A 22,617-nucleotide genomic window follows, 5' to 3' on the forward strand; every position below is an offset into this window, starting at 1 on the left:
CCGCCCGGCCCGGGCGGGGCGGGGGGGGGCGGGGCGGGGGCCCGCGCCCCGCGGGGGGGGGGGGGCCCCCGCCGCCCCCCCCCCCCACTCCGCAGGGCTGGGTAGGATGCGGGGCTGTTCTTGATCGAGTCCGATCGTCGGCCGATCGACAGCTCACGGGGGAGCACATGGCACAGGGCTATCCGCAGCCGCAGTACGGCGGGCAACAGCCGTACGGGCAACAGCAGTACGGGCAGCAGCCGGGGTACGGGCAGCCGCCGTACGGCCAGCCACAGCCGTACGGGCAGCAGCCGGGGTACGGGCAGCCGCCGTACGGCCAGCCACAGCCGTACGGGCAGCAGCCGGGGTACGGCCAGCAGCAGTACGGGCAGCAATCGCCATACGGCCAGCAGCCGCAGCAGTACGGGCAGCCGCAGTACGGCCGGCCGCCGGCCCACGGGAACCCCCACGGCGGGCAGCCCCAAGGGCAGCAGCACCCCTACGCCGGGCGCGTGCCCAAGCCGAAGGAGGCGAGCGGCTTCCGGCGCTTCCCCGCCATCGTCATCGACTGCCTGCTCGCGGTCGTCCTGGGCTTCGTCGCGGCCAAGGCCGCCGGCGGCCCGAAGACCGTCCACACCGGTGCCTACCTCGGCGCCCTGCTCGGCGTCGGCTTCGGCGTCTCCTACGCCAACCAGGTGCTGCTCGCCCGGCTCACCGGCTTCAGCGTGGGCAAGGGGGTCATGGCCCTCCGGGTGATCCGCAAGAAGGACGTCAGCCGGCCGCACACCTGGCGGCTCACCAAGCGCTGGATGATCGGCTTCGTCATCCTCGCGATCTCGCTGCTCACCGAGGACTTCGAGGACGAGGGCGAGGTCCTCGCGGTCCGCGTGGTCCGCTGGAAGCACCTGCGCGAGTACCAGCAGGCGACCGGCCGGCTCGGCTAGCATGCGGCCGTACGCCCCGACCGACACCGTGCGACACGACACCGTGAGACACCGCGAGGAGACCCCGATGGCCGGCGAGCCGCAGCCCGACTGCCTGTTCTGCAAGATCGTGGCCGGCGAGATCCCGGCCACCGTGGTGCGCAAGACCGAGCGCATCCTCGCCTTCCGGGACATCGCCCCGAAGGCCCCGACCCACATCCTGGTCATCCCGCACGTCCACTACCCGAACGCCGCCGAACTGGCCGCCGCCGAGCCGCAGATCGCCGGCGAGCTGCTGGCCGAGGCCGGCCGGGTCGCCGAGGACGAGGGCATCAAGGACTACCGGCTGATCTTCAACACCGGCGCCGGCGCGGGCCAGACCGTCTTCCACGCCCACGTCCACGTGCTCGGCGGGATCCCGATGACCGAGCGCATGGTCTGACCGGCGTGTCCCAGCGCGAACTCGTCGTCCTCGGCACCGCCAGCCAGGTGCCGACCCGGCACCGCAACCACAACGGTTACCTGCTGCGCTGGGACGGCGAGGGCCTGCTGTTCGACCCCGGCGAGGGCACCCAGCGGCAGATGCTGCACGCCGGGGTCTCCGCCACCCAGATCACCCGGATCGCCGTCACGCACTTCCACGGCGACCACAGCCTGGGGCTCGCCGGGGTGATCCAGCGGATCAACCTGGACCGCGTCCCGCAGCCGGTGGACGTCTACTTCCCGGCGTCCGGGGAGGTCTACTTCGAGCGGCTGCGGTACGCCACCGCCTACCACGAGACGGCCGTGCTGCGCCCCCGCCCGATCGAGGAGCGCGGCCCGCTGCCCGTCCCCGGTGCCCGCTTCGCGCTGGACGCCGTCCGGCTCTCGCACCCGGTCGAGTCCTTCGGCTACCGGCTCACCGAGCCGGACGGCCGCAGGCTGGTGCCCGAGCGCCTCGCCGCCCTCGGCATCGCCGGGCCGGACGTCGGCCGGCTCCAGCACCGGGGCGCGATCGAGGTGGACGGCGTGCGCGTCACCCTGGACCAGGTCAGCGAGCCCCGGCTCGGCCAGAAGTTCGCCTTCGTGATGGACACCCGGCTCTGCGAGGGCGTCCACGAACTCGCCGAGGGCGCCGACCTGCTGGTCATCGAGTCGACCTTCACCGACGCCGACGTCCGGCTCGCCGAGGACCACGGTCACCTGACCGCCGGCCAGGCCGCCAAGGTCGCCGCCGAGGCCGGCGCGCAGACCCTGGTGCTGACCCACTTCTCGCAGCGCTACCCGGACCTCGGCCAGCACCTCGCCGACGCCCGCAAGCACTTCGACGGCACCATCGTGCTCGCCGAGGACCTCGCCAGGGTGCCCGTCCCGCCCCGGCGCCGGCCGTGACCGGACGGGGCGGAGCCGTGGGCGGCCCGTGAACGGTGCGGAAAACCGCTCGCGCCGCCCCGCGATCTGCCGGAGCATCGTCGGGTGCGGCCCCGCCGCCCGCCGCAGCGATCACGTGCGCGGCGTACCCTGGTGCCCCGGAGAGACCGAGCGGCCCACGAGACACGGATGGGATGAGGCAGGCCCAGCGCCGACCTATGAGTGACACATCGCAGACCCGTACGAACGGACAGTCGCGCCCCGAACCGGCGGACGACGGCCGCACCAGCGCCCGGATCGTCATCCCCGAGAAGCACCCGATGGTCACCCTGCTCGGCACCGCGGACTCACTGCTCCGTGTGATCGAGCGGGGCTTCCCCGCCGCCGACATCCACGTCCGCGGCAACGAGGTGACCGCCACCGGAGAGCGCGCCGAGGTCGCCCTCGTCCAGCAGCTCTTCAACGAGATGCTGCTGGTGCTGCGCACCGGCCAACCCCTGACGGAGGACTCCGTGGAGCGCTCCATCGCCATGCTCCGGAGCGCCGTGGACGACCCGGACAGCCCGGCGCCGTCCCAGGTGTTCACCGCGAACATCCTGTCCAACCGGGGCCGCACCATCCGCCCCAAGACCCTCAACCAGCAGCGCTACGTCGACGCGATCGACAAGCACACGATCGTCTTCGGCCTCGGCCCGGCCGGTACCGGCAAGACCTACCTCGCGATGGCCAAGGCCGTCCAGGCCCTCCAGGCCAAGGAGGTCAACCGGATCATCCTGACCCGTCCGGCCGTCGAGGCGGGGGAGCGGCTGGGCTTCCTGCCCGGCACCCTCTACGAGAAGATCGACCCGTACCTGCGCCCGCTCTACGACGCGCTGCACGACATGATGGACCCGGACTCCATCCCGCGCCTGATGGCGGCCGGCACCATCGAGGTCGCGCCGCTCGCCTACATGCGCGGCCGCACCCTCAACGACGCCTTCATCATCCTGGACGAGGCCCAGAACACCTCGCCCGAGCAGATGAAGATGTTCCTCACCCGCCTCGGGTTCAACTCCCGGGTGGTCGTCACCGGCGACACCAGCCAGATCGACCTCCCGGGCGGCACCCGCAGCGGTCTCAAGGTCGTCCAGGAGATCCTGGCCGACGTGCCCGACATCCACTTCTCCGTCCTCACCAGCACCGACGTGGTCCGCCACAAGCTGGTCGGCCGGATCGTGGACGCGTACGAGCGCTGGGACGCCCTCCAGGAGGCCGAGGAGGGCGCACCACGGCCCTCCCGCAAGCCCGGCCAGCGGCGCCCCGGCAAGCCGGCCGCACCGCGCGCACCCCGTCAGTCCCATCGCACCGAAAGCTGAGTAACCAGCCCGTCATGTCGATCGACATCGCCAACGAGTCCGGTTGGGACGCCGATGAGGAAGCCATCCTCGACGTCGCCCGCTACGCACTGGACAAGATGCGGATCCACCCGCAGTCCGAACTGTCCGTGATCCTGGTGGACGGTGCGGCGATGGAGGAGCTGCACATCCAGTGGATGGACCTCCCGGGCCCCACCGACGTGATGTCCTTCCCCATGGACGAGCTGCGCCCCGGCAAGGAGGGCGAGGAGCTGCCGCAGGGCCTGCTCGGCGACATCGTGCTCTGCCCCGAGGTCGCGGAGCAGCAGGGCAAGGCGGCCCCGTCCCAGCACTCGATGGACGAGGAGCTGCAGCTGCTCACCGTCCACGGCGTGCTGCACGTGCTCGGCTACGACCACGAGGAGCCGGACGAGGAGGAGGAGATGTTCGGCCTCCAGAAGGCGATCCTCGACGGCTGGCGGGCCGGCCGCGGCCTCGGCGGCATCTCGCCGGCCCCCACCACCCACTGAGCGCGGAGCCCGACCCCCGTGAGTGGTGAGAGTACGAGCTTCATCCTGGGTGCCGTGCTGCTGGTCGTCCTCGGCTGGCTGGCCGCGTGCGCCGAGGCGGGCATCTCCCGGGTCTCCCGGTTCCGTGCGGAGGAGGCGGTCCGGGCCGGGCGGCGCGGCTCGGCCCGGCTGCTGACGCTGGCCTCCGACCCGATCCGCTACCTCAACCTGGCGACCCTGATCCGGGTGGCCAGCGAGATGGCGGCGGCCGTCCTGGTCACCGTGGTCTGCGTGCGGAACCTGGAGACCACCTGGCAGGCCGTGCTGCTGGCGTTCGGCGTGATGGTGCTGGTCTCCTTCGTGGCGGTCGGCGTCTCGCCGCGCACGATCGGCCGCCAGCACCCGCTGACCACCGCCACCGCGGCCTCCTTCGTGCTGCTGCCGCTGGCCGGCGTGCTCGGCCCGATCCCGCGGCTGCTGATCCTGCTCGGCAACGCGCTGACCCCCGGCAAGGGCTACCGCGAGGGGCCGTTCGCCTCCGAGGCGGAGCTGCGCGCCCTGGTCGACCTCGCCGAGAAGAACGACGTGATCGAGGACGAGGAGCGCCGGATGGTGCACTCCGTCTTCGAGCTGGGCGACACCATCGTCCGCGAGGTGATGGTGCCGCGCACCGACCTGGTGATGATCGAGCGGCACAAGACCGTCCGTCAGGCGCTCACCCTGGCGCTGCGTTCCGGCTTCTCGCGCATCCCGGTGGTGGGCGACAACGAGGACGACGTGGTCGGCATCATCTACCTCAAGGACCTCGTCCGCCGCACCCACATCAACCGGGAGGCGGAGTCCGAGGAGGTCGGGAACGTGATGCGGCCGGCCGTCTTCGTCCCGGACTCCAAGCCGGCCGGCGACCTGCTGCGCGAGATGCAGCAGCGCCGCTCGCACGTCGCGATCGTGATCGACGAGTACGGCGGCACCGCGGGGCTGGTCACCATCGAGGACGTCCTGGAGGAGATCGTCGGGGAGATCACCGACGAGTACGACCGGGAGATCGCGCCGGTCGAGGACCTCGGCGACGGCTCGTACCGGATCACCGCCCGGCTGCTGGTCGAGGACCTCGGCGAGCTGTTCGGCATCGAGCTGGAGGACGAGGACGTCGAGACCGTCGGCGGTCTGCTCGCCAAGCACCTCGGCCGGGTGCCGATCCCGGGCTCGGCCTGCGAGATCCCGCTGCCGGAGGACGCCGCCACCGACCTGACCGCGATCCGCCTCACCGCGGAGAGCTCGGCAGGGCGCCGCAACCGGATCGGCTCGATGGTGGCCCTCCCGGTCCGCCGGGCGTCCCTGGCGGACGCGGAGACCGGCGAATAGGCCGGCGAGTAGCGTCCGGGCTCCGGCCGAACGACCATGGGTACATGAGTCATCTACTGCGTGCGGAGTACGGCCCGCAGGGTCGGTCGGCCGGGGCGAAGTCCTGGCACGTCGTCCGGGCCGCCGAACCCGCGACGGCCCTCTGCGGCCGCACCATGGACACCGACGCCGAGACCCGGGCGGAGGAGGAGTGGGGCACCGGGCTGCGCTGCTGCCAGCAGTGCGGCTCGCTGTACATGCACGAGGTGCCCCACATGCAGGGGAGCCACCCCTACAGCTGACCGGCCCGGCCGTGCGCCGCTCCGTGGGCGGAGCAGCGCGGGTGGAGGCCGTCCGACGTCCCATGGTGGAGGTCACCATGAAGCTGCAAGACGAACTGCCCGTCGACCACAAACTCCTCATGGTCTGGCGGATCGGAGCGGGGCTCGGCGGGGTCTTCCTGATCGTGTTCGGGATCCTCGGACTGCTGGACCACCCGGGTTTCCTGTCCACCCACGGCGACCACATCGCCGGGCTCTCGACCAACGGGGCGCTGAGCATCCTCTCCATCGTGGTGGGCGCCATCCTGGTCGGCGGGGCCGTCATCGGCGGGAACTTCGCCTCCAACCTGAACATGGTGGTCGGCGGGCTCTTCGTGCTCTCCGGCTTCTACGGCCTGGCGGTGCTCGGCAGGCCGGAAGCGAACATCCTCAACTTCCGGATGTCCAACGTGATCTTCGCGTTCATCTTCGGCATGGTCGTGGTGACCTTCGGCATGTACGGCCGGGTCAGCAGCCACCTGCCGCACGACAACCCGTACTGGCGACAGCGGTCGGCGGACGAGGAGCCGATGCCGTCCGGTCCCAAGACCTTCGTCAAGGTGATGCGGCCCGGGCCGCCGAACCCGATCGGCCACTGAGCCCGGCCCGCCCCGGGGCCTGGCCCCGGGCCTATGCTCGGCGGCATGAGTGACATCGTCGAGCTCGACCCCGAAGACAAGAAGATCATCACCCTGGCCCGCTCCGCCCGCGCCCGCAACGGCGTCCCGGAGGGGGCCGCGGTGCGTGACGAGACCGGGCGCACCTACGTGGCCGGGACGGTCGCGCTGGAGTCGCTGCGGCTCAGCGCGCTGCAGACGGCGGTGGCGATGGCGGTGGCCAGCGGTGCGAGGTCGCTGGAGGCGGCGGCCGTGGTGAGCGAGGCCGGCGAGCCGGCCGAGGCCGACCTGGCCGCGGTGCGGGACCTCGGCGGGGCCGGGACGCCGGTGCTGCTGGCCGGGCCGGACGGGGCCCTGAAGGTGGCGGCCGAGGCCCGCTGAGCGGTACGGCGTGCCGAGCGGCCGAGGCCCGCTGAGCGGTACGGCGTTCGGAGCGCCCGGGGCGGAAACCCCGGGCGCTCCGCCGTGTGTGATGCCGCCTGCGATGCCGTGTGTGATGCCGCCTGGGAAACAGTCCTCGACACCGCCCTCGGCGCCGGCTTCGATACGCCCTCGATGCCGTCTGCGTTCGGCAGATAATCTCACCGGGAGTGGGTTGCGGTGAGGGGGCTGGGGAGATGGGGCCGTACGCGTTCTTCGCGGGGCTGCTGCTGGGCGTGATGGGCATGGGCAAGTGGCAGGAGACCGGCTCGCCGTTCTGGCTCTGGGGTTCGGTGGCCTTCCTGCTGCTGGTGCTGATCATGGGATTGGCCTCGCTCGGCGGCGGCGACAAGGGCTGATCGGACGCCGTTCGGGCGGCCGCGTCCGTCGCGCTCCCGGTGATCAGGGAGAATGGAGCGCATGAGTGCCCCTTCCTCCTCGTACCGCTCCGGCTTCGCGTGCTTCGTCGGCCGGCCCAACGCGGGCAAGTCGACCCTGACCAACGCCCTGGTGGGGACGAAGGTCGCGATCACCTCCGACCGTCCGCAGACCACCCGGCACACCGTGCGCGGCATCGTGCACCGCCCCGACGCCCAGCTGGTGCTGGTCGACACCCCCGGTCTGCACAAGCCGCGCACCCTGCTCGGCGAGCGTCTCAACGACCTGGTCCGCTCCACCTGGGCCGAGGTCGACGTGATCGGCTTCTGCCTGCCCGCCGACCAGAAGCTCGGCCCCGGCGACAAGTTCATCGCCAAGGAACTCGCCGAGATCAAGAAGACCCCCAAGGTGGCCATCGTCACCAAGACCGACCTGGTCGACTCCAAGCGGCTGGCCGAGCAGCTGATCGCCATCCATCAGCTGGGCGTCGAGCTGGGCATCGAGTGGGCCGAGATCATCCCGGTCTCGGCCGTCGGCGACAAGCAGGTCGACCTGGTCGCCGAGCTGATCACCAAGCTGCTCCCGGAGGGCATGCCGCTCTACCCGGACGGTGACCTCACCGACGAGCCCGAGCAGATCATGGTCGCCGAGCTGATCCGCGAGGCGGCGCTGGAGGGCGTCCGGGACGAGCTGCCGCACTCGCTGGCCGTGGTGGTCGAGGAGATGATCCCGCGCGAGGGCCGCCCGGCGGACCGTCCGCTGCTGGACATCCACGCCAACGTCTACATCGAGCGGCAGAGCCAGAAGGCGATCGTGATCGGCGCCAAGGGCTCCCGGCTCAAGCACGTCGGGACCACCGCCCGCAAGCACATCGAGGCGCTGCTCGGCACGCCGGTCTACCTGGACCTGCACGTCAAGGTGGCCAAGGACTGGCAGCGGGACCCGAAGCAGCTGCGCAAGCTGGGCTTCTGACCTGCCCGGACCACGACACAGGGCCCGCCCGGACGTCTCCGGGCGGGCCTTCGCCGTCCGGTCGGGACCTTCCGTCGGGCCCAGGCCCCCGCACCCCGCCCGAGGGCCTACGCACCCTCGCGCAGCACCAGCGAGACCAGCTCCCGTTGCGAGTCGGTGAGCTTGGGGTCGGCGCAGTGCACCGTCCGGCCGTCGACCGTGATCTCGTAGTGGAAGCCGTCCGGCACCCCGTACGAGGGCGACCGCAGCCCGCCCGCGACGGCTTCGCGGGCGAGCGCGTGCACGTGCGGGGCGTCCGTCCGCTCGGTGGTGTCGAGCTCCGCGTGGAGGGCGCGCCCCGCAAGGCCGCCGGTCCGGGTCACCTGGATACGCATGGTGTCCATGGTGCTACGCAGGGATGGTTGTTTGCCGGGCTTTTTCCGGACCTTGACCTTTGCGGTCTCAAGCCCGGCTCAAGCCCGGCTCAACGTCGGCTCAACGGGCTCAGCCGGTGCTGATGCCGACCTTCGCCCAGGCCGCCGTCACCGTGTCGGCCACCGAGGGCTCGGGGTAGCGGGCCTTGGCGGCCGCCACGGTGGCCCGGGCGAAGGCGGTGAAGCCGGCGTCGGACGGCAGCCGCCGGCCGGTCAGCGTGTCGTACCAGATCCGCCCGGCCCGCTCCCAGGCCGGCCCGCCGAGCGCGGTGGCCAACAGGTAGAACGCGTGGTTGGGGATGCCGGAGTTGATGTGCACGCCGCCGTTGTCCTGGGCGGTTCGCACGTAGTCGCGCAGGTGGGCCGGCTGCGGGTCCTTGCCGAGCCGGGGGTCGTCGTACGCGGTGCCGGGCGCCTTCATCGAGCGCAGCGCCACGCCCTGCACCCCGGGCGCGAGCAGCCCGGCGCCGATCAGCCAGTCCGCGTCGGCGGCGTCCTGGTGGAGCGCGTACTGCTTGACCAGCGAGCCGAAGACGTCGGAGACGGACTCGTTGAGCGCTCCGGACTGCCCGCTGTACTCCAGGCCCGCGGTGAACTGCGTGACGCCGTGGGTGAGTTCGTGGCCGATGACGTCGATGCAGGCGGTGAAGTCGCCGAACACCTCGCCGTCGCCGTCCCCGAAGACCATCCGCCGGCCGTCCCAGAAGGCGTTGTCGTAGTGCAGGCCGTAGTGCACGGTGGCGTCCAGGCGCAGGCCCTGGTCGTCGATCGAGCGGCGCCCGTACGCGTCGGCGAAGAGCTCGAAGGTGGCGCCGAGGCCGTCGTAGGCGTGGTTGACGGACTCGTCCTGGACTGGGCTCTGGCCCTCGCTGCGGACGGTGCGGCCGGGCAGTCGTTCGGTGTGGCCGGCGTCCCCGATCACCCGGTCCAGGCGGCCGGTGGCGGGTGGGGCGGGGACGGCGGTGAGGCGGGCCGTGCGGTGCACGGCGTCCAGGGCGAGGGAGCGGGCGGCGGGCTCGTGACCGTCCTCGGCGAGGCGGTCCAGGACATAGGGCGGAACGATCGCGCAGAGCGCCGGTTCAGCGGTCATGTGGCCAAGAGTGAGGCAAGCATGACGTGTTGTCACCGGCGCGGACCGAAGTCGCTCCGTCTCAAGGGGTGGAATGTCCGCCCGGTTCACTTCGGGGGCGCGCGGTCCTCGGTTACGCTGGACGACATCATGCGCAACGGGCTGCTTCTTCTTAGCTGCCGCGTCGAGGGCCTGTAGTCCACCAGGGCCGGCTCCCTCGCCGCGGGGACTGTGCTGTGCGCGTAGTAATCCTGCGGCCCAACGAGGGGTCGCGAGCGGCAGCAGGCCGGCCAGTCGGGTGTCCACCTCACCCCGACACGCCCCGCATCACAGGAAGCCGAGAGTCACCTCCATGACCGAGCAGAGCTCCGCCGCGTCCATCCCCGCCGGTCGCGCGTTCGTCGACCGTCCGACCCCGATCACCGCCGCGACCGTGCGCCAGCAGCCCGCGGGCATGCGGCACGGGCGCTACCTGCCGTTCGACACCGTCGACCTGCCGGACCGCACCTGGCCGTCGCAGGTGATCACCAAGGCGCCGCGCTGGCTCTCCACCGACCTGCGGGACGGCAACCAGGCGCTGATCGACCCGATGTCCCCGGCCCGCAAGCGCAAGATGTTCGACCTGCTGGTGAAGATGGGCTACAAGGAGATCGAGGTCGGCTTCCCCTCCTCCGGTGCCACCGACCACGCCTTCGTACGCTCGCTGATCGAGGAGGGGGCGATCCCGGAGGACGTCACCATCTCGGTGCTGACGCAGGCCCGCGAGGAGCTGATCGAGAAGACCGTCGAGTCGCTGGTCGGCGCCCCGCGCGCCACCGTCCACCTGTACAACGCGACGGCGCCGCTGTTCCGCCGGGTGGTGTTCCGCAACGACCGGGCGGCCACCCGGGCGATCGCCACCGAGGGCACCCGGCTGGTGATGGAGTACGCGGAGAAGCTGCTGGGCGACGACACCGTCTTCGGCTACCAGTACTCGCCGGAGATCTTCGTCGACACCGAGCTGGACTTCGCGCTGGAGGTCTGCGAGGCGGTGATGGACGTCTGGGAGCCGGGCGAGGGGCGCGAGATCATCCTGAACCTGCCGGCCACCATCGAGCGGGCGACCCCGAACGTCCAGGCGGACCAGTTCGAGTGGATGTCCCGCAACCTGTCGCGCCGCGAGCACGTCTGCCTGTCGGTGCACCCGCACAACGACCGCGGCACCGCCGTCGCCTCCGCCGAGCTGGCCTACATGGCCGGCGCCGACCGGATCGAGGGCTGCCTGTTCGGCCAGGGCGAGCGGACCGGCAACGTCGACCTGGTCACCCTGGGCATGAACCTGTTCTCGCAGGGCATCGACCCGCAGATCGACTTCTCCGACATCGACGAGGTCCGCCGCACCGCCGAGTACTGCAACCAGATGGAGGTGCACCCGCGCCACCCGTACGCCGGCGACCTGGTGTACACCTCCTTCTCCGGTTCGCACCAGGACGCGATCAAGAAGGGTTTCGACGCCCTGGAGGCCGACGCCAAGGCGGCCGGTGTGCCGGTGGAGGAGCACACCTGGGGCGTGCCGTACCTGCCGATCGACCCGAAGGACGTCGGCCGGACGTACGAGGCGGTCATCCGGGTCAACAGCCAGTCCGGCAAGGGCGGCGTCGCGTACGTCCTGAAGAACGACCACAAGCTGGACCTGCCGCGCCGGATGCAGATCGAGTTCTCCCGGATCATCCAGGCCAAGACCGACGCCGAGGGAGGCGAGGTCACCCCGGCCGCGATCTGGGCGGTCTTCCAGGACGAGTACCTGCCGACCACCGACAACCCGTGGGGCCGGATCTCGCTGGCCGGTTCGCGCAGCCTGACCACCGAGGACGGCCGGGACGCGCTGACCGCCGAGGCCGTGGTCGACGGGGTGCCGGTCACCCTGGCCGGTACCGGCAACGGCCCCGTCTCCGCGTTCGCCGACGCGCTGGCCCGGATCGGCGTGGACGTCCGGGTCCTGGACTACGCCGAGCACGCGCTGAGCGAGGGCGGCGACGCCCAGGCGGCCGCGTACGTCGAGTGCGCCGTCGACGGCAAGGTGCTGTGGGGCGTCGGCATCGACGGCAACACCGTGCTGGCCTCGCTGAAGGCGATGATCAGCGCCGTCAACCGCGTGCAGCGCGGGTAGTTCGTACGAGTGGTAGCTGTCGGGCCGTCCTCCGGGGCGGCCCGGTCGCCTTTCCGGCGGCCCCGGGCGGGGGAGGGCGTACACGCTGTGTCCTGCGCCACATTTTTTCGGGTCCCGGGTCGTTCGAGGTACTGACACGTGCCGGTAACCATGGCAACATCGACGCACCGGAAAGCCGGGTCGGTGGGACGGCCTCGGTGTCCGGTCGCGTGACCTGCCCATTGTTGTGCAGGCCGCCTGCCATGTCTGGGGAGTGGCGCCGTGACAGGGTTGTGGGGTGTCCGCCCGCGGTGGCGGACTGACGTTCTCGGTGACTTCTTCTGCCCGGGCTGTGGCGGAGACCGCAACTACCGCCGGCAGCACGGCCGGCGGTGGCTGCGGTTGCTCGGTACCCCGGTACTGCCGCTCGGCCCGGTCCTCGGCAGCGTGCAGTGCACCACCTGCCACGGCCGGTACGGGGTGGAGAGCCTGGAACAGCCCACCTGCGTCCGCCTCGGCGCGATGCTGCGCGACGCCCAGTACACGGTGGCGCTCGCCCTGCTGGCGGCCGGGGGCACCGCGCACCGGGCGGCCCGCGAGGCGGCCTGCGCGGCCGTCCGGGAGGCCGGCTTCGAGGACTGCGGCGAGGCCCAGGTGCTGGCGGCGCTGGCCGCGCTCTCCGGTCTCGGCGGGGAGCTCTACGACGCCCACGAAGTGGTGGCACCTCCCGGCCGGAGGCTGGGGGAGGCCGGAGGCCTGGCCGTGGAGCTGCACGCGGTGCTCGAACCGCTCGCCCCGCACCTCGCCCACCAGGGGCGGGAGCGGCTGCTGCTCCAGGGCGCGGCGATCGCCCTCGCCGACGGGCGCTACCTGCCGCAGGAGCGCGAGGCGCTGGCCGCGGTCGGGCGCTGTCTGGACCTTCCGCAGGCCACGGTCGGGGCGCTGCTGGAAGCGGCGACCCGCGCCTCGCGCTAGGCTCCGGGCTCCGCCTCCCGCCCCACCCCCGCAGGACCCCGCAGACCCCCACAAACCGGGCCCGACCCGCCCCCGGCCGTCGGCCGGGCGGTGCCCCCACTCCCGGGCCCGCCGTGACCCGCACCCTCCGGGCACCTCCCCCACGGGCCCGGGTGCGGGCCACACGGCTGCCGCCGTTCCTGCGCGACAATGGTGGGATGTCCACACTGTTCGACGCCCGACCGCCCGTCGCAGGCCGCGAGGGCGCCGCATGAGCCTGTTCCGGGACGACGGCGTCGTGCTCCGGGCGCAGAAGCTCGGCGAGGCCGACCGGATCATCACCCTGCTCACCCGCCAGCACGGCAAGGTGCGTGCGGTGGCGCGCGGGGTCCGCAAGACGAAGTCGAAGTTCGGCGCCCGGCTGGAGCCGTTCTCGCACGTGGACGTGCAGTTCTTCAGCCGCGGGAGCGACCTGGTCGGCCGCGGCCTGCCGCTCTGCACCCAGGTGGAGACGATCGCCCCGTACGGCGGCTCCATCGTGACCGACTACGGCCGCTACACCGCCGGGACGGCCATGCTGGAGACGGCGGAACGGTTCGCCGAGAACGAGGGCGAGCCGGCCGTCCAGCAGTACCTGCTGCTGGTCGGCGGCCTGCGCACGCTGGCCGCCGGGCTGCACGAGTCGCACCTGGTGCTGGACGCCTTCCTGCTCCGCTCGCTCGCGGTGAACGGGTACGGCGCGAGCTTCACCGACTGCGCCAAGTGCGGGCTGGAGGGCCCGAACCGGTTCTTCTCGCTCCAGGCGGGTGGCGTGCTCTGCGGGGACTGCCGAGTGCCCGGATGTGCCGTACCCTCCCCTGAGACACTGGTACTGCTCGGGGCGCTGCTGTCAGGGGACTGGCAGACGGCCGACACCTGCGAGCCGAGGTACTGGCGGGAGGGCAGCGGCCTGGTCGCGGCCTATCTGCAGTGGCACCTGGAGCGGGGCATCCGCTCGATGAGATACGTGGAGAAGTGAGCACATGGCAGCGCGACGGCTCTTCGGCGGCGGCGACGGCAGCTGGGGGTCCCCCCGGCCGAAGGCCGGGGGCGAGTACCTCCCCCCGACCCCGCACCCCAGTGGCGCCGAGCCGCCGAAGATCCCCGGCGAGCTGGTCCCCGGCCACGTCGCGATCGTGATGGACGGCAACGGCCGCTGGGCCAAGGAGCGCGGGCTGCCGCGCACCGAGGGCCACAAGGTCGGCGAGTCCGTGGTGCTGGACGTCCTCAAGGGCGCGATCGAGCTCGGCGTGAAGAACATCTCGCTGTACGCGTTCTCCACCGAGAACTGGAAGCGCTCGCCCGACGAGGTGAAGTTCCTGATGAACTTCAACCGGGACGTCATCCGCCGCCGCCGCGACGAGATGGACGCGATGGGCGTGCGGATCCGCTGGGCCGGCCGGATGCCCAGGCTCTGGAAGAGCGTCGTCCAGGAGCTCCAGGTCGCCGAGGAGCAGACCAAGGAGAACGACGCCGTCACGCTCTACATGTGCGTCAACTACGGCGGCCGGGCCGAGATCGCGGACGCCACGGCGGCCATCGCGGCCGATGTCGCGGCCGGGAAGCTGGACCCGAAGAAGGTCAACGAGAAGACCATCGCCAAGTACCTGTACCACCCGGACATGCCGGACGTGGACCTCTTCCTGCGCCCGAGCGGCGAGCAGCGGACGTCCAACTTCCTGCTCTGGCAGTCCGCGTACGCCGAGTTCGTGTTCCAGGACGTGCTCTGGCCGGACTTCGACCGCCGGGACCTCTGGCGGGCCTGCGAGCAGTTCGCGATGCGCGACCGGCGCTTCGGCGGGGCGATCCCGAACGAGGTGGCCCCGGAGCTGCCGGCGCAGCGCTGATCGCACGCCCGCGCACGCGTGCCCCCGGGGGGGCGGACGCGTCGGGGCGCACGCCGAAGGGCCCGTGGGAGTCCCACGGGCCCTTCGGCGTACGGAGATCAGGCCTTCTTGGCGCACTCCGCGCACGTGCCGAAGATCTCCAGGGTGTGCGCGATGTCGCTGAAGCCGTGCTCGGTGGCGACCGAGTTGGCCCAGCGTTCGACGGCCGGCCCCTCGACCTCGACGGTGGCGCCGCAGTGCCGGCAGACCAGGTGGTGGTGGTGCCCGCTGCTGCAGCGGCGGTAGACCGCCTCGCCGTCGGCGGTGCGCAGCACGTCCACCTCGCCCGCGTCGGCGAGCGACTGCAGGGTGCGGTAGACCGTGGTCAGGCCCACCGAGTCACCCCGGTGCTTGAGCATGTCGTGGAGCTCCTGCGCGCTGCGGAAGTCCTCGATCTCGTCCAGGGCCGCCGAGACGGCGGCACGCTGCCGGGTCGAGCGGGCGCGCGGCGACGGGCCTGCGGTGGTCACCGTGGGTCCTCCTGGGGGTGTGGGCGTCTCGCACCTCATTGTGCCAGCCCCGCTCTCCGCTCCGGTGTGGTCGCGTCGGTCGGGCCCTGTCCGGGCAGTTGGACGTCGCAGACCTGCGGTCCGGAGTCGGCCGCCGACCGGTGCCGGCGGCGGGCCAGCGGGGCGGCGATCGCGCTGAAGACCGCGAACACGGCGATGGCGAGCAGCACGATGGCCGGACCGGAGGGGACGTCCAGCTGGTAGGAGCCGGTGACGCCGGCCAGGGCGACCACCACGCCGAGACCGATCGAGGCGGCCTGGGTGGCGGCGAAGGAGCGGGTGAGCTGCTGGGCGGCCACCACCGGGACCACCATCAGCGCGCTGACCAGCAGCAGGCCGACCACCCGCATGGCGACGGTGACGGTGACCGCGGCCATCACGGCGAGCAGCAGGTTGAGCAGGCGCACCGGCAGGCCGGTGACCCGGGCGAAGTCCTCGTCCTGGCAGATCGCGAAGAGCTGGCGGCGCAGGCCGACGGTGACGGCGATCACCACGGCGCCGAGGGCCGCGATGGTGGCGAGGTCGGCGGGGGCGACGGTCAGGATGGAGCCCCACAGGTAGGACTCCAGGGAGCCGGCGCCCGCCTGGGCGGACTTGGAGACCAGGAGCTTGCCGCAGGCCATGCCGCCGTAGAAGAGCATCGCGAGGGCGATGTCGCCGCGCTGGTTGCCGCGCGAGCGGACCAGCTCCATGGTGACGGCGCCGAGCACGCAGACCAGCACGGCCATCCAGACCGGGCTGGTGTCGAAGATGAAACCGAGGCCGACGCCGGTCATCGCGACGTGGCCCATGCCGTCACCCATCAGCGCCTGGCGCCGCTGGACCAGGTAGATGCCGACGGCGGGCGCGGTGATGCCGACCAGCACGGCGGCGAGCAGCGCCCGCTGCATGAAGTCGTAACTGAGCATCTCGGTCATGCCAGCAGTCCCTGGGTGTGGTGGAGGTCCGCGTGCGGGTGGACGTGGTCGTGGCCGGGGAGTGCGTGCAGCCCGGTGTTGGGGACGGGCGGGCCGTCGTGGGCGACGCAGCCGTCGCGGAGCACCACGGCGCGGTCGATCAGCGGCTCCAGCGGCCCGAGTTCGTGCAGCACCAGCAGGACGGCGGCGCCGCGTGCGACCTCGGAGCGCAGGGTGTCGGCGAGCACCTGCTGGCTGGCGGCGTCCACGCCGGCCATCGGCTCGTCCATGATCAGCAGGTCGGGGGAGCCGACCAGGGCGCGGGCGATCAGCACCCGCTGCTGCTGGCCGCCGGAGAGGTCGGCGACGCCGTCCCCGGCCCGGTCCAGCATGCCGACGGCGGCGAGCGCGCGGTCCACCGCCTCGCGGTCCCTGCGGCGGAACGGCAGCAGCCCGTGCTGCGGCAGCCGTCCGGTGGAGACCACCTCGCGGACGGTGGCCGGGACGCCGGAGGCGGCGGTGGTGCGCTGCGGGACGTACCCGATCCGGTGCCAGGCGCGGAACTTGGCGAACGGCGTGCCGAACAGCTCCAGGCCGCCCCGGTCCAGCGGGACGGCGCCGATCACGGCCTTGACGGTGGTGGACTTGCCGGAGCCGTTGGCGCCGAGCAGCGCGACGACCTCGCCGGGCTCCACGGTGAGGTCGACGCCGCGCAGCACCGGCCGGCCGCCGCGCGAGGCGACGGCGTTGCGGAGGCGGACGGCCGGGGGTGTCGGGTGGGTCATGGGTGCTGTCGTCCCGTCAGCTGGTGGTCGCGCCGAGGGCGGCCCGGAGGTTGGCGAGGTTCCGCTTCATCACCGTCAGGTAGTCGTCCTTGGAGGGGTCCTTGACGCCCTCCAGCGGGTCCAGGACGGCGGTCTTGAGGCCGAGGTCCTTGGCGACGGTCTCGGCGAGCTTGGGGCTGACCAGGGTCTCGAAGAAGACCGTGGTGGCGCCGTTGTCCTTGGCGGCCTTCTGGACCTCGGCGAGGCGGGCCGGGGTGGGCTCGGACTCCGGGTCGACGCCGTTGATGGCGACCTGGGTGAGGCCGTAGTGCTCGGCGAGGTAGCCGAAGGCGGCGTGGCTGGTGACGAACGTCCTGCTGCCGGCGTCCTTCAGGCCGTCCCGGAACTCCTGGTCCAGGGCGGTGAGCCGGCCGACCAGCTCGTCGGTGTTCTTCCGGTAGTCGGCCGCGTGCGCCGGGTCGGCCTCGGCGAACCCGGCGCCGACGCTCTTGGCGACCGCCGCGTACCGGGTCGGGTCGAGCCAGATGTGCGGGTCGCCGGCGGCCTCGGCGTGGTCGTGACCGTCGCCCTCGGAGTGGCCCTCGTCGAGGTGGTGGTCGACCAGCGGGCTGGCGGCGGTGGCGTCGATCACGTGCTTGGCGCCGGAGCCGGCGACGGCCTTGTCCACGGTGGGCTGGAGGCCCTTGAGGTAGACGACGGCGCCGGCCTTCCGGAGGCTCCCGACCTGCTTGGCGGTGAGCTCCAGGTCGTGCGGCTCGACGCCGGCCGCGGTGAGGTCGGTGACCTTGACGTGCTCCCCGCCGATCTGCGACGCGAGGTACTCCATCGGGTAGAAGGAGGCGACGACGTCCAGCTTGCCGCCGGTGCCCTTGGCGCTGCTGTCCCCGCCGCAGGCGGTCAGGAGCAGGGTGCCCGAGAGGGCGGTGGCGGTCAGGGCTATGGCGGTGCGTGCGGGTCGTCGGATCATCATGACAACCATTCTCAGGTTAGATGGAAATGATTGTCAAATCACTCGGACGGGTGAACAGGGGGTGGCGATGAGTGGGAGAGGACGGGGGATTCCGATGGGCGGGGGAGGGTGGGCAATACCGATTTGAACCTCGTACCCGTATGGCCGGTAACCTGAGGTATTCGGGTACGCGCAACCAGCCGTGCCCTGACCGTGCCGTCGTACTGAAGAGAGCACTGTGGCCGCCGACAAGATCGACACGATCGTCAGCCTGAGCAAGCGCCGTGGCTTCGTCTACCCCTGCAGCGAGATCTACGGCGGCACTCGTGCCGCCTGGGACTACGGACCGCTGGGTGTCGAGCTGAAGGAGAACATCAAGCGCCAGTGGTGGCGTGCGATGGTCCAGGCCCGCGAGGACGTCGTCGGCCTCGACTCGTCGGTGATCCTGGCCCGCGAGGTCTGGGAGGCCTCCGGCCACGTCGCCACCTTCAACGACCCGCTGACCGAGTGCCTCTCCTGCCACAAGCGCCACCGGGCCGACCACCTGGAGGAGAAGTACGAGGCCAAGCACGGCTTCCCGCCGCCGAACGGCCTCAAGGACATCAACTGCCCCGACTGCGGCACCAAGGGCTCCTTCACCGAGCCCCGTGAGTTCTCGGGCATGCTGAAGACCCACCTCGGCGTCACCGAGGAGGCCGGTGGCCTGGCCTACCTGCGCCCGGAGACGGCGCAGGGCATCTTCACCAACTTCAAGGCCGTCCAGACGACCTCGCGCAAGAAGCCGCCGTTCGGCATCGCCCAGACCGGCAAGAGCTTCCGCAACGAGATCACCCCCGGCAACTTCATCTTCCGCACCCGCGAGTTCGAGCAGATGGAGATGGAGTTCTTCGTCAAGCCGGGCGAGGACGAGCAGTGGCACGACTACTGGCTCCAGCAGCGCTGGGACTGGTACGTCGACCTCGGCCTGCGGACCGAGAACATGCGCTTCTTCGAGCACCCGAAGGAGAAGCTCTCCCACTACGCCAAGCGCACGGTGGACATCGAGTACCGCTTCAACTTCGGCGGCCAGGAGTTCTCCGAGCTCGAAGGCGTCGCCAACCGCACCGACTACGACCTCACGGTGCACAGCGAGGCCTCCGGCCAGGACCTCAAGTACTTCGACCAGGAGTCCGGCGAGCGGTACTTCCCGTACGTCATCGAGCCGGCGGCGGGCCTCAACCGCGCCATGCTGGCCTTCCTGATCGACGCCTACTTCGAGGACGAGGCGCCCAACGCCAAGGGCGTCATGGAGAAGCGCGTCGGCATGCGGCTCGACCCGCGCCTGGCCCCGGTCAAGGTCGCCGTGCTGCCGCTCTCGCGCAACGCCGACCTCTCGCCGAAGGCCCGCGGCCTCGCCGCCGACCTGCGCACCGCGTGGAACGTCGAGTTCGACGACGCCGGCGCGATCGGCAAGCGCTACCGCCGTCAGGACGAGATCGGCACGCCGTTCTGCGTCACCGTCGACTTCGACACCCTCGAGGACAACGCGGTGACCGTGCGCGACCGCGACACCATGTCGCAGGAGCGGGTCTCGCTGGACCAGGTGAAGTCGTACCTGGCCGCGCGGCTGATCGGCTGCTGACGCCGGTCCGACGGGGAGCCCCCGTCCGCCTTCGGGCGGGCGGGGGCTCCCTGCTGTCCACTGCCGGCCGGCTGCCGCCTACCGGCGTCCCCAGCGGGAGCGCGCCGGGGCGGTCGTGGTCGGCAGGCCGGCCGCACGGAGGGCGGCGAGGGTGGTGCGGTGACGTCCCTCCTCCTCGGTCAGGACGGCAAGCAGCGCGGCGTACAGCTCCCGGTGCGCCTCCAGGGCGGCGGCGAGCCGGACCAGCTCGGCCGGCGGGCGCAGCGCCGCCAGCTCGTGCAGCAGGACGGCGGGCAGTGGTGCGGGGAGGGCGGTGGCCAGCGCGGTGAGGTCGCCGGTGGGCCGGCCCGCGGCCTGGCGCAGCAGCGTCCGGGCGTCGCCGGAACGGCCGTCCCGCTCCAGCGCGGTGGCGAGCGAGGCCAGCTCGGCGGCCGGCGCGGAACCCCACTCCCACAGCAGGGTGGCGGCGTCCGCGTGCTGCCCGGCCCGCTCCAGTGCCGCCAGCAGCGCGGGCAGGGCGGCGGCCGGGTAGTTCCAGAGCGCGTGGAACAGCTCGGCGGCCTCCGCGGCCAGGCCCGCCTGCCGCAGCTCGGCGAGGGTGCCGGCGGCCTGTGCGGGGGTGCTCTGCGCCGCCTCGCGGGCCAGCCGGACGGAGGCGCCGGGCGGGCCGCTCCTGGCGAGCAGGCCCGCCAGGTGGGCGGTGTCGGGCGGCAGGAGGAGGGCGGCCGCCTCGTTCAGCAGCGCGGTGCTCTCGTGGGTGGCGCCCTGGCGGTGCAGGGTGGTGACCCGCTCGGCGAGGGCGGCGAGTTCGGCGGGGGAGCGGCGGCGGGCCTGGGGTGCCTCGGGGGCCTGAGAGGCCCGGGGCGCCTGAGGTGCCTGGGGTGCCGGCGGAGGTGGTGGGGGCGCCGGGGGTGCGGCCGCGGTGTCCGCAGGCCGGAGCCGGGGCTGGGAGGTGGACCGGGGTTGGGCCCTGGCCAGGGGCCTGGGGTTGCCGAAGCGGGCCCCGGTGGCGGCGGGCGCCGGGGGAGCAGGTTGTGGCACTGCGGGGGCGGGCGCCTCCTCGTACGCGCCGTCCGCGAACCGGGCCCCGGTGGGCTGACGGGGGGTCGGGCCGCTCTGCCGCGGGGCGGGCTGGCGCAGCCGGTCCTCCAACGCCGTGAGCTGATCGCTCAGTTCGAGGCAGCGCGCGCCGAGGCCCTCGCGCAGCGTCCGTGCCTGGGCCAGCTGCCGTAACAGCTCCCCGTCCGGGCGCTGCCGCTCCGGCAGGGAGCGGACGGACTCCATGAGCCGGCGTTCGCGTTGGTTGGCGTACTGCTTCGCCCGCAGTAACTCGTCCAGCTCCGCGCTGAGTTCCAGAGCGTCCTGCTCGCTCTCGCCGGCCCGCTGAGCTGTGGGTTGTTCTGTGTTCCGTATTCGCATGATCGCCGCACCCTGTCCATCTAGACCCTGACTGCGAGTCATCCTGGCGTCGGTATACGGCAACTGAGTTACGAAAGTGCATCCAATGGTTTGCGAATGGTGTCCAGGAGCACACAGACGGCGACGGTGGCGAGCAGTGCGGCGGTCGCCGCCTGGAGCAGGGCCGCCTCGTAGTACGCGGACACGGACCAGTGCACGGCCGCCCAGCCTGCGGCGATACCCGCCACGGCAGGCAGTGCCAGCCGGATCGCGAAGCGGGCGGTGGCGGCGATGAGCACCACGGCACCGGCTCCTGCGGCGAGTTGGGGCGTGCCGAAGCTCCCGGCGTACCGGACGGCGAGTGCGGGGGCGAGAAAGAGCACGAGCCCGGCGCGCAGGGCGCCCGCGAGCGCCGTTGTGCGCGGGCCGGTGGGGTGGGCCGGCCGTGGTGCGAGGCGCGTGACCGTGAGGCGTGTGACCGTGAGGACGGTGAGCGCGGCGAGGGCCGTGGGGAGGCGGTCGGCGAGGCGGGCGAGGTTGTAGAGCAGCGCGGTGTCGTAGAGGGTGAGCATCAGGGCGTCGTACGCCCAGAGTTCGAGGGCGAAGAGGAGGAGGCGGGGTGCGGTGACGTGCCGTCCTTCGGGCTCCTTCTCCCGTGCGGCCAGCCTGGCCAGCAGGACCGGGGTGACGAGGGCCGAGACCGCGCGGACGAGGAGGTCGTCGGTCGTGTACGGGTTGCGCAGGTCCCACTCGACGGCACAGAACGCGACGGTGTACGACGAGGCGGCGAGCGGGACCAGCGGTGAGAGGAACACCCTTCGGTACAGCGATCCGTCCAGCCGGCGCAGCACGGCGGCGAACGTCAGGAGCACGAGCGGCAGTTCGAGGAACGCCTGGACGCGGAGGACGGACGGCGCGAGCACCGCCGGTGCGGGAGTGTGTGCGGCGAGGCCGTCGACGACCGGATTGCCGCGGGGCACGGCGAACCAGCCGGGCGGCAGGTACCGCGCGATGAAGGACGGGTCGCCGCCGTGCACCCGCTGGACGTAGACGGCGAAGGCGAGCTGGTTGAGGAGGATCAGCGCCACGACGACCGCGAGCACGGCGTCCGGCCCGAACCCCCCGCGCCCCGGCCGCCGCTCCCGCTTCGACGCCCGTGGCGCGACGGCCAGGGCCGCGACCGTCGACACCGCCACCGTGCCGTCCAGGACGGTGGCGATGGTGCTCACTTCGCCAGCCTGGTGCGGGCTTCCATCAGTGCGAAGCCCAGCAGGTTCTCCCCGCGCCAGTCGGCCGGCCGCTGCGCGCGGTCGTCGGCGGCGGCGAGCCCGATGCCCCAGAGCCGGTCCACCGGGCTGGCCTCGACGAGGACGCGCTGCTGCGTGCCGAGGAGGTAGGCGCCCAGGGCCTCGTCCTGCCCGAACTTGGCGACGTTGCCCCGGACGACGAGCTCGAACCGCCCTGCTGTCCAGGTGGGTTCGTCGAAGCCCTTGACCAGCCGGCCGAGCTTCTTCGCCTCGGCGGGCGTGCGCGCGGCCAGGATGCGCGGCACGATCGCGTCGTCCCCGAACATCCGGGCCTTCCCGGCCATCATCCAGTGCTCGGCGCTGGTGTACGTCACCCCGTCGACGGTGAACGCGGACGGCCACCACTGGCTGAGTGACCCCGGCCCGACCGACCCGTCCCGCTGCGGCCGGTGCCCCCAGAACATCAGCCACTTCGGCTGCGCGCCGGAGGCGATCGATGCCACCAGCTCGGCCCGGTTGCGGGCGTCGAGAGGGTCCCCCGTGTACGTGTCGCTCATATCGTCATACTGACACAAAG

Annotated in this window: 25 protein-coding genes; 16 read left to right on the forward strand and 9 right to left on the reverse strand. The window is 72.1% G+C overall.

What is annotated here, in order from left to right:
- Positions 1-167: 167 nt before the first annotated feature.
- The 11 genes from ACZ3YO_RS25760 (at position 168) to era (ending at position 8,146) form a co-directional block, all read left to right on the forward strand.
- Positions 168-923: an RDD family protein gene (locus ACZ3YO_RS25760; protein WP_465573443.1), complete on the forward strand. Its 756-nt coding sequence runs from the start codon at positions 168-170 to the stop codon at positions 921-923.
- Positions 924-990: 67 nt separating this feature from the next.
- Positions 991-1,344, forward strand: a complete 354-nt coding sequence (locus ACZ3YO_RS25765; RefSeq protein WP_465573446.1) for a histidine triad nucleotide-binding protein — start codon at positions 991-993, stop codon at positions 1,342-1,344.
- Between the two features lie 5 nt (positions 1,345-1,349).
- Positions 1,350-2,273 carry a ribonuclease Z gene (locus tag ACZ3YO_RS25770; RefSeq protein ID WP_396323223.1) on the forward strand — a complete coding sequence of 308 codons (924 nt, stop codon included), beginning with the start codon at positions 1,350-1,352 and terminating at the stop codon, positions 2,271-2,273.
- Positions 2,274-2,470: 197 nt separating this feature from the next.
- Entirely contained in the window at positions 2,471-3,607 is a 1,137-nt protein-coding gene (locus ACZ3YO_RS25775; protein ID WP_465573449.1) for a PhoH family protein, read from the forward strand.
- Between the two features lie 14 nt (positions 3,608-3,621).
- Positions 3,622-4,116, forward strand: coding sequence for an rRNA maturation RNase YbeY (gene ybeY / locus ACZ3YO_RS25780; RefSeq protein ID WP_396323225.1), 495 nt, complete (start codon positions 3,622-3,624; stop codon positions 4,114-4,116).
- Positions 4,117-4,134: 18 nt separating this feature from the next.
- Complete coding sequence (locus ACZ3YO_RS25785; protein ID WP_396323226.1) at positions 4,135-5,460, forward strand: hemolysin family protein; 1,326 nt, start codon at positions 4,135-4,137, stop codon at positions 5,458-5,460.
- Positions 5,461-5,504: 44 nt separating this feature from the next.
- Positions 5,505-5,741, forward strand: coding sequence for a hypothetical protein (locus tag ACZ3YO_RS25790; RefSeq protein ID WP_396323227.1), 237 nt, complete (start codon positions 5,505-5,507; stop codon positions 5,739-5,741).
- 77 nt (positions 5,742-5,818) lie between these two features.
- The gene (locus ACZ3YO_RS25795) at positions 5,819-6,358 is read left to right on the forward strand and encodes a DUF4383 domain-containing protein (protein WP_465548761.1); all 540 of its coding nucleotides are present in this window, start codon (positions 5,819-5,821) and stop codon (positions 6,356-6,358) included.
- 45 nt (positions 6,359-6,403) lie between these two features.
- Positions 6,404-6,757 (forward strand): cytidine deaminase, encoded by a 354-nt coding sequence (locus ACZ3YO_RS25800; RefSeq protein ID WP_396323229.1) that lies wholly within the window; start codon positions 6,404-6,406, stop codon positions 6,755-6,757.
- Positions 6,758-6,993: 236 nt separating this feature from the next.
- Positions 6,994-7,155 (forward strand): hypothetical protein, encoded by a 162-nt coding sequence (locus ACZ3YO_RS25805; protein WP_153882821.1) that lies wholly within the window; start codon positions 6,994-6,996, stop codon positions 7,153-7,155.
- A 61-nt stretch (positions 7,156-7,216) separates the two neighbouring features.
- Positions 7,217-8,146, forward strand: coding sequence for a GTPase Era (era, locus tag ACZ3YO_RS25810; RefSeq protein ID WP_148645217.1), 930 nt, complete (start codon positions 7,217-7,219; stop codon positions 8,144-8,146).
- 107 nt (positions 8,147-8,253) lie between these two features.
- Here the strand turns inward: era and ACZ3YO_RS25815 are convergent, their stop codons facing one another.
- Positions 8,254-8,520: a protealysin inhibitor emfourin gene (locus ACZ3YO_RS25815; protein WP_396323231.1), complete on the reverse strand. Its 267-nt coding sequence runs from the start codon at positions 8,518-8,520 to the stop codon at positions 8,254-8,256.
- Between the two features lie 109 nt (positions 8,521-8,629).
- Complete coding sequence (locus ACZ3YO_RS25820) at positions 8,630-9,649, reverse strand: M4 family metallopeptidase (RefSeq protein WP_465573494.1); 1,020 nt, start codon at positions 9,647-9,649, stop codon at positions 8,630-8,632.
- A gap of 331 nt (positions 9,650-9,980) precedes the next feature.
- Here ACZ3YO_RS25820 and leuA point away from each other — a divergent pair, with 331 nt between their 5' ends.
- From leuA to ACZ3YO_RS25840, 4 genes are all read left to right on the forward strand, one after another.
- Positions 9,981-11,777, forward strand: a complete 1,797-nt coding sequence (gene leuA, locus ACZ3YO_RS25825; protein WP_465573497.1) for a 2-isopropylmalate synthase — start codon at positions 9,981-9,983, stop codon at positions 11,775-11,777.
- 261 nt (positions 11,778-12,038) lie between these two features.
- Complete coding sequence (locus ACZ3YO_RS25830) at positions 12,039-12,731, forward strand: TerB family tellurite resistance protein (protein WP_465573500.1); 693 nt, start codon at positions 12,039-12,041, stop codon at positions 12,729-12,731.
- A 250-nt stretch (positions 12,732-12,981) separates the two neighbouring features.
- Positions 12,982-13,728, forward strand: coding sequence for a DNA repair protein RecO (gene recO / locus ACZ3YO_RS25835; protein WP_396323235.1), 747 nt, complete (start codon positions 12,982-12,984; stop codon positions 13,726-13,728).
- A 4-nt stretch (positions 13,729-13,732) separates the two neighbouring features.
- Positions 13,733-14,596 (forward strand): isoprenyl transferase, encoded by an 864-nt coding sequence (locus ACZ3YO_RS25840; RefSeq protein WP_465573503.1) that lies wholly within the window; start codon positions 13,733-13,735, stop codon positions 14,594-14,596.
- A 98-nt stretch (positions 14,597-14,694) separates the two neighbouring features.
- Here the strand turns inward: ACZ3YO_RS25840 and ACZ3YO_RS25845 are convergent, their stop codons facing one another.
- The 4 genes from ACZ3YO_RS25845 to ACZ3YO_RS25860 are packed head-to-tail and all read right to left on the reverse strand — an operon-like array spanning position 14,695 to position 17,795.
- A complete protein-coding gene (locus ACZ3YO_RS25845) occupies positions 14,695-15,105 on the reverse strand; it encodes a Fur family transcriptional regulator (RefSeq protein WP_465573506.1) in 411 nt (136 codons plus the stop codon).
- Positions 15,106-15,140: 35 nt separating this feature from the next.
- Positions 15,141-16,061 carry a metal ABC transporter permease gene (locus tag ACZ3YO_RS25850; protein ID WP_465548766.1) on the reverse strand — a complete coding sequence of 307 codons (921 nt, stop codon included), beginning with the start codon at positions 16,059-16,061 and terminating at the stop codon, positions 15,141-15,143.
- A complete protein-coding gene (locus ACZ3YO_RS25855) occupies positions 16,058-16,825 on the reverse strand; it encodes a metal ABC transporter ATP-binding protein (RefSeq protein WP_465573509.1) in 768 nt (255 codons plus the stop codon). Before ACZ3YO_RS25855 ends, ACZ3YO_RS25850 begins: the two co-directional genes overlap by 4 nt.
- A 16-nt stretch (positions 16,826-16,841) precedes the next feature.
- On the reverse strand, positions 16,842-17,795 hold the full coding sequence (locus ACZ3YO_RS25860) for a metal ABC transporter substrate-binding protein (RefSeq protein WP_465573512.1): 954 nt from the start codon (positions 17,793-17,795) through the stop codon (positions 16,842-16,844).
- A gap of 217 nt (positions 17,796-18,012) precedes the next feature.
- Here ACZ3YO_RS25860 and ACZ3YO_RS25865 point away from each other — a divergent pair, with 217 nt between their 5' ends.
- Positions 18,013-19,395: a glycine--tRNA ligase gene (locus ACZ3YO_RS25865; protein WP_396323240.1), complete on the forward strand. Its 1,383-nt coding sequence runs from the start codon at positions 18,013-18,015 to the stop codon at positions 19,393-19,395.
- Positions 19,396-19,473: 78 nt separating this feature from the next.
- Here the strand turns inward: ACZ3YO_RS25865 and ACZ3YO_RS25870 are convergent, their stop codons facing one another.
- The 3 genes from ACZ3YO_RS25870 to ACZ3YO_RS25880 all read right to left on the reverse strand — a co-directional run bounded on the left by ACZ3YO_RS25870 (position 19,474) and on the right by ACZ3YO_RS25880 (position 22,597).
- Complete coding sequence (locus ACZ3YO_RS25870; protein WP_465573515.1) at positions 19,474-20,814, reverse strand: hypothetical protein; 1,341 nt, start codon at positions 20,812-20,814, stop codon at positions 19,474-19,476.
- A 68-nt stretch (positions 20,815-20,882) separates the two neighbouring features.
- A complete protein-coding gene (locus tag ACZ3YO_RS25875; RefSeq protein ID WP_465573517.1) occupies positions 20,883-22,022 on the reverse strand; it encodes a hypothetical protein in 1,140 nt (379 codons plus the stop codon).
- Entirely contained in the window at positions 22,019-22,597 is a 579-nt protein-coding gene (locus tag ACZ3YO_RS25880; RefSeq protein WP_465573520.1) for an NADAR family protein, read from the reverse strand. Before ACZ3YO_RS25880 ends, ACZ3YO_RS25875 begins: the two co-directional genes overlap by 4 nt.
- Positions 22,598-22,617 lie beyond the last annotated feature (20 nt).

Source organism: Kitasatospora sp. NPDC022785 (assembly GCF_055561295.1).

Coding starts and splice junctions, on each gene's coding strand:
- ACZ3YO_RS25775 (WP_465573449.1), top strand. CDS start 2,471: ATGAGTGACACATCGCAGACCCGTACGAACGGACAGTCGCGCCCCGAA.
- ybeY (WP_396323225.1), top strand. CDS start 3,622: ATGTCGATCGACATCGCCAACGAGTCCGGTTGGGACGCCGATGAGGAA.
- ACZ3YO_RS25795 (WP_465548761.1), top strand. CDS start 5,819: ATGAAGCTGCAAGACGAACTGCCCGTCGACCACAAACTCCTCATGGTC.
- ACZ3YO_RS25880 (WP_465573520.1), bottom strand. CDS start 22,597: ATGAGCGACACGTACACGGGGGACCCTCTCGACGCCCGCAACCGGGCC.
- recO (WP_396323235.1), top strand. CDS start 12,982: ATGAGCCTGTTCCGGGACGACGGCGTCGTGCTCCGGGCGCAGAAGCTC.
- ACZ3YO_RS25760 (WP_465573443.1), top strand. CDS start 168: ATGGCACAGGGCTATCCGCAGCCGCAGTACGGCGGGCAACAGCCGTAC.
- era (WP_148645217.1), top strand. CDS start 7,217: ATGAGTGCCCCTTCCTCCTCGTACCGCTCCGGCTTCGCGTGCTTCGTC.
- ACZ3YO_RS25840 (WP_465573503.1), top strand. CDS start 13,733: ATGGCAGCGCGACGGCTCTTCGGCGGCGGCGACGGCAGCTGGGGGTCC.
- ACZ3YO_RS25815 (WP_396323231.1), bottom strand. CDS start 8,520: ATGCGTATCCAGGTGACCCGGACCGGCGGCCTTGCGGGGCGCGCCCTC.
- ACZ3YO_RS25765 (WP_465573446.1), top strand. CDS start 991: ATGGCCGGCGAGCCGCAGCCCGACTGCCTGTTCTGCAAGATCGTGGCC.
- ACZ3YO_RS25805 (WP_153882821.1), top strand. CDS start 6,994: ATGGGGCCGTACGCGTTCTTCGCGGGGCTGCTGCTGGGCGTGATGGGC.
- ACZ3YO_RS25850 (WP_465548766.1), bottom strand. CDS start 16,061: ATGACCGAGATGCTCAGTTACGACTTCATGCAGCGGGCGCTGCTCGCC.
- ACZ3YO_RS25870 (WP_465573515.1), bottom strand. CDS start 20,814: ATGCGAATACGGAACACAGAACAACCCACAGCTCAGCGGGCCGGCGAG.
- ACZ3YO_RS25860 (WP_465573512.1), bottom strand. CDS start 17,795: ATGATGATCCGACGACCCGCACGCACCGCCATAGCCCTGACCGCCACC.
- ACZ3YO_RS25820 (WP_465573494.1), bottom strand. CDS start 9,649: ATGACCGCTGAACCGGCGCTCTGCGCGATCGTTCCGCCCTATGTCCTG.
- ACZ3YO_RS25800 (WP_396323229.1), top strand. CDS start 6,404: ATGAGTGACATCGTCGAGCTCGACCCCGAAGACAAGAAGATCATCACC.
- ACZ3YO_RS25855 (WP_465573509.1), bottom strand. CDS start 16,825: ATGACCCACCCGACACCCCCGGCCGTCCGCCTCCGCAACGCCGTCGCC.
- ACZ3YO_RS25790 (WP_396323227.1), top strand. CDS start 5,505: ATGAGTCATCTACTGCGTGCGGAGTACGGCCCGCAGGGTCGGTCGGCC.
- leuA (WP_465573497.1), top strand. CDS start 9,981: ATGACCGAGCAGAGCTCCGCCGCGTCCATCCCCGCCGGTCGCGCGTTC.